General features: G+C 68.4%; 13 protein-coding genes. 10 read left to right on the forward strand and 3 right to left on the reverse strand.

The features are described from left to right. Positions 1 to 50: 50 nt before the first annotated feature. From SAZ01S_RS19675 to SAZ01S_RS19685, 3 genes are all read left to right on the forward strand, one after another. Complete coding sequence (locus tag SAZ01S_RS19675; RefSeq protein WP_084583957.1) at positions 51 to 965, forward strand: sulfite exporter TauE/SafE family protein; 915 nt, start codon at positions 51 to 53, stop codon at positions 963 to 965. Between the two features lie 38 nt (positions 966 to 1003). Further along, positions 1004 to 1726: a TIGR02186 family protein gene (locus SAZ01S_RS19680; protein WP_139810161.1), complete on the forward strand. Its 723-nt coding sequence runs from the start codon at positions 1004 to 1006 to the stop codon at positions 1724 to 1726. Positions 1727 to 1883: 157 nt separating this feature from the next. After that, positions 1884 to 3467, forward strand: coding sequence for an ATP-binding protein (locus SAZ01S_RS19685; protein ID WP_245825041.1), 1584 nt, complete (start codon positions 1884 to 1886; stop codon positions 3465 to 3467). A 143-nt stretch (positions 3468 to 3610) separates the two neighbouring features. Here SAZ01S_RS19685 and SAZ01S_RS19690 read toward each other — a convergent pair whose 3' ends face one another. Further along, positions 3611 to 5092, reverse strand: coding sequence for a M23 family metallopeptidase (locus SAZ01S_RS19690; RefSeq protein ID WP_084583960.1), 1482 nt, complete (start codon positions 5090 to 5092; stop codon positions 3611 to 3613). Positions 5093 to 5327: 235 nt separating this feature from the next. Here SAZ01S_RS19690 and SAZ01S_RS19695 point away from each other — a divergent pair, with 235 nt between their 5' ends. The 5 genes from SAZ01S_RS19695 to SAZ01S_RS19715 all read left to right on the forward strand — a co-directional run bounded on the left by SAZ01S_RS19695 (position 5328) and on the right by SAZ01S_RS19715 (position 10141). Continuing rightward, complete coding sequence (locus SAZ01S_RS19695) at positions 5328 to 7805, forward strand: helicase-related protein (RefSeq protein ID WP_084583961.1); 2478 nt, start codon at positions 5328 to 5330, stop codon at positions 7803 to 7805. Next, positions 7798 to 8109: an RNA-binding S4 domain-containing protein gene (locus SAZ01S_RS19700; protein WP_084583962.1), complete on the forward strand. Its 312-nt coding sequence runs from the start codon at positions 7798 to 7800 to the stop codon at positions 8107 to 8109. Before SAZ01S_RS19695 ends, SAZ01S_RS19700 begins: the two co-directional genes overlap by 8 nt. Positions 8110 to 8176: 67 nt before the next feature. Beyond that, positions 8177 to 8515: a ferredoxin FdxA gene (fdxA, locus tag SAZ01S_RS19705; protein WP_084583963.1), complete on the forward strand. Its 339-nt coding sequence runs from the start codon at positions 8177 to 8179 to the stop codon at positions 8513 to 8515. 257 nt (positions 8516 to 8772) lie between these two features. Next, positions 8773 to 9306, forward strand: a complete 534-nt coding sequence (locus SAZ01S_RS19710) for a CarD family transcriptional regulator (protein WP_010545041.1) — start codon at positions 8773 to 8775, stop codon at positions 9304 to 9306. Positions 9307 to 9418: 112 nt separating this feature from the next. Then, positions 9419 to 10141 carry a head GIN domain-containing protein gene (locus SAZ01S_RS19715; protein ID WP_084583964.1) on the forward strand — a complete coding sequence of 241 codons (723 nt, stop codon included), beginning with the start codon at positions 9419 to 9421 and terminating at the stop codon, positions 10139 to 10141. A gap of 203 nt (positions 10142 to 10344) precedes the next feature. Here the strand turns inward: SAZ01S_RS19715 and pdeM are convergent, their stop codons facing one another. Then, positions 10345 to 11007, reverse strand: a complete 663-nt coding sequence (pdeM, locus tag SAZ01S_RS19720) for a ligase-associated DNA damage response endonuclease PdeM (protein ID WP_084583965.1) — start codon at positions 11005 to 11007, stop codon at positions 10345 to 10347. A 41-nt stretch (positions 11008 to 11048) separates the two neighbouring features. Next, positions 11049 to 12455, reverse strand: coding sequence for a M20/M25/M40 family metallo-hydrolase (locus SAZ01S_RS19725; protein WP_084583966.1), 1407 nt, complete (start codon positions 12453 to 12455; stop codon positions 11049 to 11051). Positions 12456 to 12674: 219 nt separating this feature from the next. On the opposite strand from SAZ01S_RS19725, the gene SAZ01S_RS19730 reads away from it, so the two are divergent. Together SAZ01S_RS19730 and SAZ01S_RS24125 are read left to right on the forward strand one after the other, a co-directional pair. Beyond that, positions 12675 to 14066: an esterase-like activity of phytase family protein gene (locus SAZ01S_RS19730; protein WP_245825039.1), complete on the forward strand. Its 1392-nt coding sequence runs from the start codon at positions 12675 to 12677 to the stop codon at positions 14064 to 14066. Between the two features lie 88 nt (positions 14067 to 14154). After that, a complete protein-coding gene (locus SAZ01S_RS24125) occupies positions 14155 to 14442 on the forward strand; it encodes a hypothetical protein (protein WP_084583968.1) in 288 nt (95 codons plus the stop codon). Positions 14443 to 14650 lie beyond the last annotated feature (208 nt).

The following is a 14650-nucleotide window of genomic DNA, read 5'->3' on the forward strand; positions in this document are numbered from 1 at the left end:
CACCTTCGCCCTTTCGCCGCCCGGCACAAACGGGCTAGGTCTGATGCCGCATGGATCTGTACCTTCCCATCGCCAACCTGTCGGTCAACGCGCTCGTGATCGTCGCGCTGGGATTGGGCGTCGGCCTGCTCTCGGGCATGTTCGGCGTCGGCGGGGGGTTCCTCACCACGCCGCTGCTGATCTTCTACGGCATCCCGCCTACGGTCGCGGCGGCGTCGGCGGCGAGCCAGGTGACCGGCGCCAGCGTCTCGGGCGTGTTCGCCCATTTCCGTCGCAAGGGCGTGGACGTGCAGATGGGCGCGGTGCTCGTCACCGGCGGTATTCTCGGCAGCCTGATCGGTGCGTGGGTGTTCAAGCTGCTCCAGGCCAGCGGCCAGATCGATGTCGTGATCGGCGTGCTCTATGTGGTGCTGCTCGGGTCGATCGGCGGGCTGATGGCGAAGGAGTCGGTCGGCGCGATCCGCGTGTCGCGCGGTGCGCGGGCTCCCCGGCCGCGCAAGCGGCGGCACCATCCGCTGGTCGCCGCGCTGCCCTTCCGCTGGCGCTTCTACGCGTCGGGCCTGTACATCTCGCCGCTCGCGCCGCTGCTGCTCGGCATGTTCACCGGCGTGCTGACGATGCTGCTGGGCGTCGGCGGCGGCTTCATCCTCGTCCCGGCGATGCTCTACATCCTCGGCATGGGGACGCAGACGGTGGTCGGCACCTCGCTGTTCCAGACGCTGTTCACCACCGCGGTGGCGACGATGGTGCACGCGACGACGACCAAGGCGGTCGACATCGTGCTGGCGATCCTGTTGCTGCTGGGATCGGTGATCGGGGCGCAGCTGGGCGCGCGCTTCGCCGCCAAGGCCAAGCCCGAATATCTGCGGCTGCTGCTCGCGGTGATCGTGCTCTGCGTGGCGGCGCGAATGCTGCTCGGGCTCGCCTGGCGCCCCGACGAAATCTATTCGGTGAGCGCCGCGTGAGACGCCGCTGGGCTCCGGCATTGCTCGCGCCCCTGCTGATGGGGCAGGCCAAGCCCGAACTGGTGCCCGACGTCTCGCAGCGGGACATCGAGATCGCCTACAGCTTCACCGGTGCGGAACTGCTGCTGTTCGGCGCGATCGTCTATCCCGGCGGACGCACGCCGTCGGCCGGAGAGCGGCCGGCCGAGATCGTCGTGGTGGTTAAGGGGCCGACCGAATCGGTGCTGGTGCGCGAAAAGTCGAAGGTTGCCGGCATCTGGGTCAACGCAGCACAAATGCGCTACCGCTCGGCGCCCAGCTTCTATGCGATCGCCTCGTCGCGCCCGATCCGCCAGCTGGTCGACGAGCGCACCCGCGCCATCTACGAGCTGGGCCTCGACAGCCTGCAGCTCTCCCCCGCCTCGGGTGCGACGCCGCAGGTGCAGCAGCGCTTCGACTCCGGGCTGGTCGAGCTGAAGACGCGCAGCGGCCTGTTCTACGAGGCGCCGGGGGCAGTGGAGATCACCGGCGGCGTGCTGTACCGCGCGCGGCTCACGATTCCGGCGCGCGTGCCGGTCGGGCGTTTTACCGCCGAGACCTTCCTGATCCGCGACGGCCGCGTGCTCGCCGCCGCCGTCCGCCCGATCGAGATCCGCAAGTCCGGCTTCGAGCGCTTCGTCGCGATCAGCGCGGACCAGCATGCGATCGGCTATGGGCTGGTCGCCGTCGCCGTTTCCTTCCTGTTCGGCTGGGGGGCGGGCGCGCTCTGGCGGCGTTTCTAGTGGCTGCGCAAACCTAAAATTTACCCGCGCACGCGCAAAGTCCCCCGGCCTTTTTGGGGGATGTGCGGTGGAAGGCCAGTATCGCGTCGGTGGGTTTGAAAGCGAAGATCCTTCGGGCGCGCCGTCGTCCCGCCCCGCGCCGGCGGCGCGGCGCGCGATCGGCGCGGTGTTCGAGATCGCCGGCGCGTCGAGCCAGGTGCTGCTCGACCTTGCCGAGCTCGATGCGCTCGCCGGCAGCGGCGATGCCGCGCTCGCCAATGCGGGGCAGGTGGGCGCGCAGGTCAAGATCCGGGTCGGCGCGGCGTGGCTGATCGCCAGCATCCGCACCGCGCGGCTCGATGCCTCGGGCGCGCGCGTCGCCGCCGCCATCGATTTCCTCGGCGAGGGCGATGAGGAGAAGCTGACCGGCAAGCTCTACCGCTTCCGTCGCGGCGTCACCCGCTATCCTTCCCCCGGCGCCGAGGTGTTCCCGGTCACCACCGCCGATCTGCGGCAGATCTACGCGGCCGACGATCGCCCGCATATCGAGGTCGGCACCGTCTATCCGACCAAGGACATCCGCGCCGCGCTCTATGTCGATGCGATGCTCGGCAAGCATTTCGCGCTGCTCGGCTCGACCGGTACCGGCAAGTCGACCTCCGCGGCGCTGATCCTCCACCGGATCTGCGAACTGGCGCCGCAGGGCCATGTCGTGATGATCGACCCCCACGGCGAATATGGCAGCGCCTTCCAGCACAACGGCGCGCTGTTCGACGTCTCGAACCTGCAGCTGCCCTATTGGCTGATGAACTTCGAGGAACATTGCGAGGTGTTCCTGACCAGCGAGGGCAGCGACCGTCAGGTGGATGCCGACATCCTCGCCAAATGCCTGCTCGCCGCGCGCGCGAAGAACCGGATCGGGCAGGAGATCGGCAAGCTGACCGTCGATGCGCCGGTGCCGTACCTGCTCTCGGACCTCACCAACGCGCTGACGCTCGACATGGGCAAGATGGACAAGGCGACCGACACGGCGCCCTATCTCCGCCTCAAGAGCAAGATCGACGAAGTGAAGGGCGATCCGCGCTACGCCTTCATGTTCTCGGGCATGCTGGTGGCGGATACCATGGCGGCGTTCCTGTCGCGGATCTTCCGCCTGCCCGGGGGGGGCAAGCCGATCTCGATCATCGACGTGTCGGGCGTGCCCAACGAGATTACCTCCGTGGTCGTCGCGGTGCTCAGCCGGATGGTGTTCGATTACGCGATCTGGTCGCGCGGCGAGGCGAAGCGGCCGGTGCTGCTCGTCTGCGAGGAGGCGCACCGCTATGTGCCCAACGAGCGGAACGCGGATGGCTCGTCGGTAGGACGGATCCTCAGCCGCATCGCCAAGGAAGGCCGCAAGTACGGCGTGTCGCTCGGGCTGATCACCCAGCGGCCGTCGGATCTGGCCGAGGGTGTGCTCTCGCAGTGCGGCACGATCCTCTCGATGCGGCTCAACAACGAGCGCGACCAGGCGTTCGTTCGCGCGGCGATGCCGGAAGGGGCGCGCGGCTTCCTCGATGCGATCCCGGCGCTGCGCAACCGCGAGTGCATCGCAGTGGGCGAGGGCGTGGCGACGCCGGTGCGGCTGCTGTTCGACGATCTCGATCCGACGAAGCGCCCAGCTTCGGACGATCCGCTCTTCTCGGAATTGTGGCGCGAGGTCGGCGGCGAAGAGGCGATGCTGGAGCGCACGATCCGCCGTTGGCGCTCGCAGGGGCGGTAGGACAACGCCCCCCTCACCACCGCCGTCATTCCCGTGGAGGCGGGAAGCCACTGGCTGAGTCGATGTGGTTCCTGCTGCGATGGCGCGGCGAATGGATCCCCGCCTCCGCGGGGACGACGCAGGGTTTGTTGCCCCAAAGTAGCTTACTCTGCCGCGTCCCTCTGGACGCCGTGGCCTACGGGGACCGCCATCAGGCCGTGCAGCTTGGCCCGGAACGCGCCGAGCGCCCCGCCGGTCAGGCGCCGCACGGATACGAACGACACCGCGCGTGGATTTACCGCTACGCCGTTCCGGGTCGTCTCGAAATGGAGGTGCGGGCCGGTCGACAGCCCCGAATTGCCGCTGCGGCCGATCTGCTGGCCCTTGCGCACCGACTGGCCCGGGCGCACCATCACCTTGCTGAGATGGGCATAGCCGGTGGCGAAACCGCCGCCATGATCGATCCGCACGAGGTTGCCATAGCCCGAGGCGCCGCCCGCCACCCGCACCACACCATCGACCGCGGCATAGACCGGCGAGCCATAGGGTGCGGCGATGTCGATGCCCTTGTGCATCCGGGTAAAGCCGAGGATCGGGTGCATCCGCATCCCGAACGCCGAGGAGAAGCGACCGTTGACCGGCATCGTCATCATGCCGGTCTTGCTGCCGGTGCCGCTGGCATCGAACCACTCGGTCTTGCCGTCGCTCTCCCAGGGCGCGAGCTGGACGCCGTTCGCGCAGCCGGTGACGCCGGCATACATCAGCTGGCCGTACTGGACCTCGCCGGTCGCGGCACGCGCCTGGCCTAGGATCAGGTCGAACTTGCACGACGATCCGAGCTTAGAGACCGACACGCGACTGGCGAGCGTGCGCAGGAAGCTCTCCACGGCCTTGGCCGGCGCGCCGGCGGCGCGGGCGGCGCGGTAGAGGCTCGAGCCGATCAGGCCCTGCACGCGCAGGGGCGTATGGTCGATCGCGATCGGGATCGACTTGATCGCCAGCGCGGCACCGGTTCGGGCAATCTCGATCCGGCGATCGAACGCGGCGCGGAAGGCGAGCTTCTCGAGCGGACGTGGCTGCGACTTGTCGGCGCGGCGGCCGAGGGTCATCTCCAGCACCGTGTTGCGCTGGATCTGGCCGAGCGGCATCGCGTCGGCAACCAGCCCGGCGACGATCCCGGCATCGGCCTCGCCGACACCCGAGCGCTGCAGCACGCTGCGCAGCATCGTGCCGCTGCCCAGCTTCGCCTCATGCTCGATGATCGGGCGCTCGGGCGTGTCGGCAAGCGGCTTGACCAGGCTCGTCGCGGCAACATGCACCCCGGTACGCGAGCCCTTGGCGAGTGGCGCGATCGCCTGGGCCTGCTGCGCGTCCTCTGCGGCACCGGTCAGCGGGGCGGGGACGATGCCGGGAATGGTCTCGTTGAGGGCCGGCGACAGCATCCAGGTCGCCGCGCACAGGGCGGCGCAGGTTGCGGCGCCGCGGAACCAGGTAGGCGAGCCGATATCGGCGCCGAGATCGGGGACGAGGTCGAGCGCGGCGAGCCGTTTGCCGATCCGCTCCGGCACGGCCGCCGCCGGTATCGCGCGCGCCAGGCCGCCGCCGCCGCCGGCGAGGCCCGAGCCGTTTTCGTCGCGAAAGAACAAGCGATGCTGCCCCTAAGACCCGTTCTGCGCGCGGCGAAAGCAGCGCGTCCATCGAATCACTCTGGAATCATGCCCTTAAAGTCAAATTAAGTTTGGGACCCGTGGACTCCTGGCGCGGTGACCCGTGCGGCAGGCGCGGCGAAAAGGCCGAAACGGCCGCAACCGTCGCGGGAATGTAGAAAAGCGGTGCGAGGGAGTTGCCTAACGCCGCCCGCGCGACGATCTTGAAAGCAACATGAGCCAGTTCGCCCGTTCGCCCGTCACGGCAGTGCTGGGGCCCACCAATACCGGCAAGACCCACCTCGCCGTCGAGCGGATGTGCGGCCATGCCAGCGGCATGATCGGCTTCCCGCTGCGGCTGCTGGCGCGCGAGGTGTACGACCGCGTCGTCCGGATGAAGGGGCCCACCGAAGTCGCGCTGATCACCGGCGAGGAGAAGATCCTGCCGCCCAAGGCACGCTGGTTCTGCTGCACGGCGGAGAGCATGCCGCTGGAGCGCGAGACCGCGTTCGTCGCGCTCGACGAGGCGCAGCTCGGCGCCGATCCGGAACGCGGCCATGTCTTCACCGATCGGCTGCTGCGGGCGCGGGGCCGCGAGGAGACGATGCTCCTCGGCTCGGACAGCCTGCGGCCGATGCTCAAAGCGCTGGTGCCCGAGGCGGAGATCGTCGGCCGCCCGCGTTTCTCGACGCTCAGCTATGCCGGGGCCAAGAAGCTCTCCCGCCTGCCCCGCCGCTCGGCGATCGTCGCCTTCTCGGCCGAGGAAGTCTATGCCGTGGCAGAGGCGCTGCGGCGGCTGCGTGGCGGCGCGGCGGTGGTGATGGGCGCGCTGTCCCCGCGCACCCGCAACGCCCAGGTGGCGATGTTCCAGGCGGGCGAGGTCGATTATCTCGTCGCTACCGATGCGATCGGCATGGGGCTCAACATGGACGTGCACCATGTCGCCTTCGCCTCGCTCCACAAGTTCGACGGGCGGCGCCAGCGGCGGCTGACCATCGCCGAGATGGCGCAGATCGCCGGGCGCGCCGGCCGCCACCAGAAGGACGGCACCTTCGGCGCGCTGCACGAGGAAGGGCCGAGCGCCTTCACCCCCGAGGAAGTGCTGGCGATCGAGGGGCACCAGGTGCCGAGGCTCGAGCATCTCTACTGGCGCGAGGGCGAGCCCGATTTCTCCAGCATCGAGGCGCTGGTCGGCAGCCTGGAGCGCAAGCCCCAGGCGGAGGTGCTGCGCGCCGCGCCCCAGGCGACCGACCTGGCGGTACTCAAGCGGTTGTCCGAGGAAGACTGGGTTCGCGATCGGGTGCGGCATCCGCGGATGGTCGCCCGGCTCTGGGCGGCGTGCGGGCTGCCCGATTTCCGCAAGCTTGGCGTCGATCCGCATGCGCGCTTCGTGGGAAGGCTGTTCGGGCATCTCTCCGAGGGGCGCGGGTATGTGCCGCACCAATGGTTCGCCGACGAGATCCAGCGGCTGGACAATATGGGCGGCGATGTCGAGACGCTCGCCGGGCGTATCGCCGCGGCGCGCAGCTGGGCCTATATCGCCCACCGCGCCGATTGGCTGGAGGAGCCTGCACACTGGGCCGAACGCACGCGCGCGATCGAGGAGAAGCTCTCCGACGCGCTCCACGCCAGCCTTACCCAGCGCTTCGTCGACAAGCGCACGACCGTGCTGCTGCGCCAGATCGGCGCCGATGCTTCGACGCTCCCGGTAACGATCGGGCCCGAAGGCGAGGTAAGCGTGGAGGAGCATCCGCTCGGCACGCTTGAGGGCTTCCGGTTCAGCGTCGCCGCCGAGGCGCGTGCCGGCGACAAGCGGATGCTGCTCGCCGCCGCCGAGAAGCGGCTCGCGGGCGAATATCGCCGACGCGGATCGGCGCTGGCCGAAGCGCCCGATGCGGAGCTGGCGCAGGTGGGCACCGCGATCCACTGGCGCGGGCACGCCGTGGCGCTGCTCAAGCCGGGCGCGAATCTGGTGCGGCCGCGCGTCCAGCTCGATCGCGCGCTCGACGTGCTCGATCCGCAGGCGAAGAGCGCGGTGCAGGCGCGGCTGGAGCGCTGGTTCGCCGAGCGCGTGGCTGCCGATCTGCCGGTGCTCGCCAGGCTCGACGCGATCACGCGAGAGGAAGCTGCCGGCGCGCCGCTGCGCGCGCTCGCCAACGCGCTGCTCGAACAGGGCGGATTGCTGCCGCGCCGCGCTGCGGGTGCGATGATCGAGGTGCTGGACGGCGCCGCTCGGCACCGGCTGCGCCGGGTCGGCGTGACGATCGGGGCGCTCGATCTGTTCGCCCCGTCGCTGCTCAAGCCCCGCGCCGCCGCCCGCCGTCGCGCATTGATGGGGCTGGACCAGGCGCCGCCGGATGCCGCCGTGGTGCTGCCGCGTGACGCTGTCGGCGCCGATCTCGCGCATGGTTTTCGCCCGTTCGGTGCGCAGGCGGTGCGGGTCGATCTGGTCGAGCGCATCGCCCGCGCCGCGCACGAGGCGCGGCAGGGGCGCAAGCCCTTCGCCCCCGATCCGGCGCTCGCGACCTCGATCGGCCTCAAGCCCGAGACGATCGCGCGGCTGATGGCGCAGCTCGGCTTCCGCACCGCGCGCGGCGATGCCGATGCGCCGCAGCGCTGGATCTGGCAGGGGCTCACCCCGTTGGCCAAGCCCAAGCCGGTCGCGGTGCCCGGCAATGCCTTTGCGGCGCTGGCGGCGCTCCGCAATGGCTGAGCCGTCCGGCCACGGCCCGGCGATGCGGCTCGATCGGTTCCTCTGGTACGCACGCATCGTGAAGACCCGCAGCGCGGCGCAGGCGCTTTGCGAGAAGGGCCTGCTGCGCATCGACGGGCGTCGGGTCGAGCGGTCCTCGGCCTCGGTGCGGGTCGGCGCGATCCTGGCCTTCCCGATCCAGGGCAAGGTGCGGGTGCTGCGGGTAGAGACGCTGCCGATCCGCCGCGGTCCGCCCGGCGAGGCGCGGGCATGCTATGAGGATCTCGTGACCGATCCCGGCGTTCAGGGTATGTCCGGCGATTGACGTGGCCGTCGCCCGCGCATAGCAGGACCCCCGCATTGATCGTTCGCAACCAAGGACCGTTTCCCCAATGACCTATGTCGTCACCGACGCGTGCATCCGGTGCAAGTACATGGACTGTGTCGAGGTCTGTCCGGTCGACTGTTTCTACGAGGGCGAGAACATGCTCGTCATCAACCCGAACGAGTGCATCGATTGCGGCGTCTGCGAGCCGGAATGCCCGGCCGAGGCGATCCTGCCCGATACCGAGAACGGCCTCGAAAAATGGCTGGAGCTCAACCGCGTCTATTCCGAGCAGTGGCCGAACATCACCCAGAAGGGCGAGGCACCGTCCGACGCCGATGCGATGAAGGCCGAGACCGACAAGTTCGACAAATATTTCTCGCCGAACCCCGGCTCGGGCGACTGACGCGGGGCCGGGGGCGCCCCGCAACCGCGCTGGACCCGAAATGGGGCATGGCAGCGGGATTTCTGCGCCCAATGCGTGACCTTTCACTGGTAATTTTATTACGAGCGTGTTAAATAGCGCGAGACGGAGGCTTTAGACTCGCCTTCGCCCGGAGACGCTAGCGTATGCCCCGAACCCGCTCGTCCGCCGCGCTACGCGCGTCAGGATGGGTACCCCAATCTCCTCGGGGCCGGTAATTCACGAAAGGTTCCTCGCACATGGCTGCAAAGGCGCTGTCCTTCGACGTCGGCGATTACGTTGTTTACCCCAAGCACGGCGTTGGCCGTGTCATCGAGCTGCAGAAGCAGGAAATCGCAGGAATGCAGCTCGAGCTTTACGTATTGCGTTTCGAAAAAGAGAAAATGACGCTCCGCGTGCCTACCAACAAGGCCGAAAGCGTGGGCATGCGCAAGCTTTCCAGCGACAAGACGCTCAAGGAAGCGCTGGATACGCTGAAGGGCAAGCCCAAGGTCAAGCGCACCATGTGGTCGCGCCGCGCCCAGGAATATGAAGCGAAGATCAATTCGGGCGACCTCGTGTCGATCGCCGAAGTGGTCCGCGACCTGTTCCGTGCCGACGACCAGCCCGAGCAGAGCTATTCCGAGCGCCAGATCTTCGAAGGCGCGGCCAGCCGCCTCGCCCGCGAACTGGCCGCGATGGAAGAGATCGACGAGCCGGCAGCGCTGGAGAAGATCCTGGACATCCTGCGCAAGGCCGCAGCGATCCACAACAAGGACAAGGTTCCCGCCTGAGGCGCGGATCCAAGGGTCGGATCAAAAGGGGGCGGAACCTAGGTTCACGCCCCCTTTTCGTTGTCCCCACAATGTGTATTATAGAGGCAATACACGATCCGGGAGATCCGCCATGCGTCCGATGCTCGTCCTTGCCCTGCTGCCGTTTGCGACGGCGTGCCACGCCAGTTGGGAAGGCAAGGGCACCAAGGTGGAGGCGAGCGGCACGGGCACGAGCCGCAGCTTCGCCGCCCGCGACTTCACCGGCGTGGCGCTGAAGGGCTCGGACGATGTCGATGTGCGCACCGGCGCGGCGTTTTCGGTGACCGCAGAAGGCGACCCTGCGGTGCTCGACCAGCTCGACATCCGCCTTGACGGCAAGACGCTCACCGTCGGCCGCAAGAGCAAGGCCGGCATGTTCTGGGACAAGGGCGGCTCCGCCAAGATCCATGTCGTCCTGCCGCGGCTCACCGACGCCACCGTGGCGGGTTCGGGCACGATGCTGGTGGATCGCGTCGAGGGCACGTTCGACGGCGTGGTCGCCGGCTCGGGCGATCTGACCCTCGCCTCGGTCGCGGCGCAGGAGGCATCGCTGTCGATTGCCGGCTCGGGCAACATCACGCTGGCGGGGCGCGCGGACAAGATGGACGTCTCGGTGGCAGGATCGGGCGATCTCAAGGGGCAGCGCTTCACCGCGGGTAGCGCGGACATCTCGATCGCCGGCTCGGGCAGCGTGCGCGCGAACGTGCCGGGCAAGGCCGACATCTCGATTCTCGGCTCCGGCGATGTCGAGTTGCGCGGCGGGGCGAAATGCGACGTCAGCAAAATCGGGTCTGGCGAGGCCAAGTGCTCGTAACGGCACCAAGTGTTACCATTTCGTCGTGCCGCCCAGGATACGATGCGTGGTCCGGCGGCCCCAACCAAGAAGGTTGACGTGCCCGGCACGGAGCGTCGCGACGCCGTACAGAAGTTCGTCGTCAATACGCTCGAGGAGCGGCGTGCGCTTCAGGCCGGCAGCGATCTGACCGTGTCGATCGACGGCGCTCGGGATGCGATGGCTCAGGCCGCCAGCGGGAAGCGCAGCAGCTTGTGCTCGGTCGCCACCAGCGCCTCGGCACCGGGGCCGACCGCGCGGACGATCTCCGGGTGCCCTGCGTCCAGCCCGCCCGTGAGCGCGCCGAAGGCTGGCAGGATCAGCTTGGTGCCGGTCGCCACGAAGCAGCGCCGCGCGACATGGCGGCCGCGCACGGTCAGGCGCAGCTTGGGATGGAAATGGCCGGAAAGCTCGGGTCGCGCCTCGCCCGCTTCGGCCTCGTGGCGGAGTACCAGACCGTCGACCTCGGCCTCCGTGTGGACGGTGCCGCCGCAATGATCAACCAGCACGGCATCGTGGTTGCCGGTGATCCAGTGCCAGGCAAGGCTGCCGGTCAGTGCGGTCAGCATCGCCCGTGCCTCGGCCGGCAGGCGCTCGCAGCCTTCGACGTCATGAAAGCTGTCGCCGAGGCACCAGAGCTCGGCCGGCCCTAGCCGCTCGACCAGCGCGGTCAGCGCGGCGAGCGTCGCCAGCGTGTCATAGGGCGGCAGCATCTGGCCGCTGAGGGCGAACCAGCTCGCCTTCTCGAAATGCAGGTCGGCGACGAGCAGCGCGCGCCGGGCCGGCCAGTAGAGCGCGCCTTCGGGCAGCGCCCGGAAATCATGGCCGGCGAACGAAAGGGGAACCATGGTGATGCTATCCCGCTTCCGTGCGCCGGCGTCAATGCGCGTCAGGCGGCGACCGTCGCATGCTCGACTCGGGCCGTCTCGCCCAGCGCGCCGAGGATTCGCACCCAGGAGCGGATGCCCTTGTGGAAGCTCTTCAGCTCGTACTTCTCGTTGGGCGAGTGGATATTGTCGTCGGGCAGCGCGAAGCCGACCATCACGCTGTCCATCCCCAGGATCGAGCGGATCGAGTTGACCACCGGGATCGAGCCGCCGCAGCCGAGCAGGGCGGACTTCCCCCATTCGGCATCGAGCGCGGCCTGCGTCGCCGCCAGCGGGCCGCTGTCGCTCGCCAGGCTGATCGCGAAGCTGCCGGGGCCGCGGGTGACGAACTCGGCCGAGCAATCCGCGGGCATTCGGCTGCGGACATGGGCCTGGAACGCCTCCCACACCTGGTCCGGATCCTGGGTGCCGACCAGGCGGAAGCTCACCTTGGCGTGCGCTTCGGCCGGGATCACCGTCTTGAAGCCCTCGCCGGTATAGCCGCCCCACATGCCGTTGATCTCGGCGGTCGGGCGCGACCAGACCTGTTCGAGCACGGTCTTGCCCTTCTCCCCCGCAGGCACCCGCAGACCGATCTCGCCGAGGAACTCGCCCGCGTCGAAGCCGAGCTTGTCCCAGCTCTCCAGCACGGTCGGGTCGGTATCCGGCACGCCGTCATAGAAGCCGTCGAGCGTCACCCGCCCGTCGGCATCCTTCATCTCGCCGAGGATGCCCGCGAGCAGCTGGAGCGGGTTGCGCGCCGCGCCGCCATAGAGGCCCGAGTGGAGATCGCGCGAGGGGCCGCGCACCGTCACCTGGCCCGCGGCCATGCCGCGCAGGCCGATGGTGATGCCGGGGGTATCGCGGTCCCACATCAGCGTATCGCAGATCAGCGCGAAATCGGCCTTCAGCTCCTCGGCATGGGCGTGGAGGAACGGCTCCAGGCTGGTCGAGCCCGATTCCTCCTCGCCCTCGAACAGGATGGTGACGCGGCAGGGCAGGCGGCCTTCCGCTTCCTTCCACGCCCGGCAGGCCTCGACGAAGGTGCGCAGCTGCCCCTTGTCGTCCGAGGCGCCGCGGCCGACGATCGTCTTCGATCCGTCCGCCCGCGTGTCGATCCACGGATCGAACGGGTCGCGCGTCCATAGCGCGATCGGGTCGACCGGCTGCACGTCGTAATGGCCGTAGAACAGCACATGCGGCCCGTCGCCGTCGTGATGCGCGACGACCATCGGGTGCCCCGGCGTATCCGCGACGCGCGTGTCGAAGCCGAGCTCCGCCAGTTCGGCGGCGAGCTGCTCGGCCGCGCGGCGGCAATCGGCGGCATAGGCCGGATCGGTCGAGATCGAGGGTACGCGCATCAGCGCGGCAAGGCGCTCGACACTGGCGTCGAGCTGCGCATCGGCGAACGAGAGAGCGGAGTCGGTCATGCGGGCCCAGCTATGCCTCGGTGCCCGCTGCTGCAAGCCCGGCACCCGCGCGGCAAGAGAATGTATCCGATATGGAGTCCCAAATCGGTCATAAAACATGGTTAACCACACGAAGCGCCGTGAAAACGGGACATTTCGGGGGGGACGTCGATGCTTCGCAACTGTGCCATTGCTCTCGCATTTTCTTTTGCTGCAATCGTTCCCGCTGAGGCGCAGGTGGTGCTGCTGGCACAGGGGCAATTGACCGGGAGCCGCGCTGGCGTCGGCACCGATCTGTCCGGCCTCCACTACAATCTCGAAAACGGCCTGCCCGCCAGCATTCTGGGCGGCATGGGCTCGGGCCTCACCTATGCCGGCGGCAATGTCTTCCTGGCAGTGCCCGATCGCGGGCCGAACGCCACCCCGTACAACAGCGCAGTCGACGACACGAGCTCGTACATCAGCCGCTTCCACACGCTGACGATGACGCTGACCGCGTCCGCCGGTGGCAGCCTGCCGTTCACGCTGACGCCCGAGCTGCAGAGGACGACGCTGCTGTGGAGCCCGAGCGAGCTTATCTATGGCAGCGGCGCCGGGCTCGGCACGAAGATCGACGGCACCCCGCTCGGTTCGGGCGCGCCGGTGGTGAACAGCGCCGGCCATTATTATTTCAGCGGCCGCTCGGACAATTTCGGCGCCGGCACCTCTGGCAACCCGCTCAACGGCCGCTTCGATCCCGAGGCCATCCGCGTCTCGAACGACGGCAAGACGGTGTTCGTCTCCGACGAATATGGCCCCTATGTCCGCCAGTTCGATCGTGCGACCGGTGCGCTGATCAAGACCTTCGAGCTGCCGAAGAATCTCGACGTGGCCAAGCTCTCGCCGAACGGCCAGACCGAGATCAACAAGAATACCGAGGGGCGCGTCGCCAACAAGGGCATGGAAGGCCTGGCGATCACCCCCGACGGCAAGACGCTGGTCGGCATCATGCAGGCCGCGCTGGAGCAGGATGCGGACAAGGCCGGCAAGCTGGTGCGGATCGTCACCATCGATATCGCCACCGGCGAGACCCATGAATATGGCTACAAGCTCACCACCGGCTCGGGCGTGAGCGAGATCGTCGCGGTCAACGATCACCAGTTCCTCGTCGACGAGCGCGACGGCAAGGGGCTCGGCGACGGCTCCACCGCCGTGGCCAAGCAGCTGTTCCTGGTCGATATCAAGGGCGCGACCGACATTACCGCGCTCAGCGGCAAGGCGGCGCTCAATGCCGCGATCGCCAAGTCGTCGACGCCGTTTCTCGATCTGGTCGCCGCACTCGCCAAGCAGGGCGTGACCGGCGCCAACGTGCCCGCCAAGATCGAAGGCGTCAGCTTCGGCCAGGACGTGACCTATGGCGGCGCGACCTACCACACGCTGTATCTGGCCAACGACAACGACTTCGTGCCGGCAACGGCGGGCCCCAACCAGTTCTACGTGTTCGGCTTCCGCGACAAGGATCTGCCCGGCTATGTGGCGCAGTCGGTAGCGGCCGCGCCGATCCCCGAGCCGGGCGTGTGGGCGTCGCTGATCGCTGGGCTGGGCGTGATCGGCGCGCGGCTGCGGCGGCGCCGGCGCGTCGCGCTCGCCTGAAGCGCGGCCGCGTCCCTGCCTTGTTCTGAAGGTTCGATCCGCGTATGAAGAGGCGCGTCCCTCCGGACGCACATCAAGGGGGATTACGATGCGGAAGCTTGTCGTATCTTTACTCCTCGCGACCATGACGCTGAGCACGCCGGCCCTTGCGCACGCCGGTGCGGGGGGCGTGGGCTTCGGGTTTGTCCAGGGCGATGCCTTGGAGTTGCTGCCTGACGTCGAGAACAAGGGTGATCATGTTCCGCCTCCGCCCTTCGACGGGACGACATTGGATTTCCGGCTCGATCTGGATGCTTCGGACTTCCTGCCTGACGTGGAGAACCAGGGGGGCGCTCACCCAATTCCGTCGGATCCTCCGAGCCCTCCGCGCGCGTGAAGGGGCCTTCGATCCGAAGGCGTGGATCATCAAGGCGACGGAAAGCGAAGACCGGGTAATGACTGCCCAGGCGCATGCAGTGCATGCTGGAGCGCCTAGGCATTTGCTGTGAGGTCTCCGGATCGCCTGCGCGGGTGGCGGCGCCATGTCGGCGAAGGCAATCGCTTTTTGACTCGTGTCCCCTCCCTCTCCCACAAGGGGAGAGGGG

The organism is Sphingomonas azotifigens NBRC 15497 (genome assembly GCF_002091475.1).
In the GTDB taxonomy this organism is placed as follows: Bacteria; Pseudomonadota; Alphaproteobacteria; order Sphingomonadales; family Sphingomonadaceae; genus Sphingomonas; species Sphingomonas azotifigens.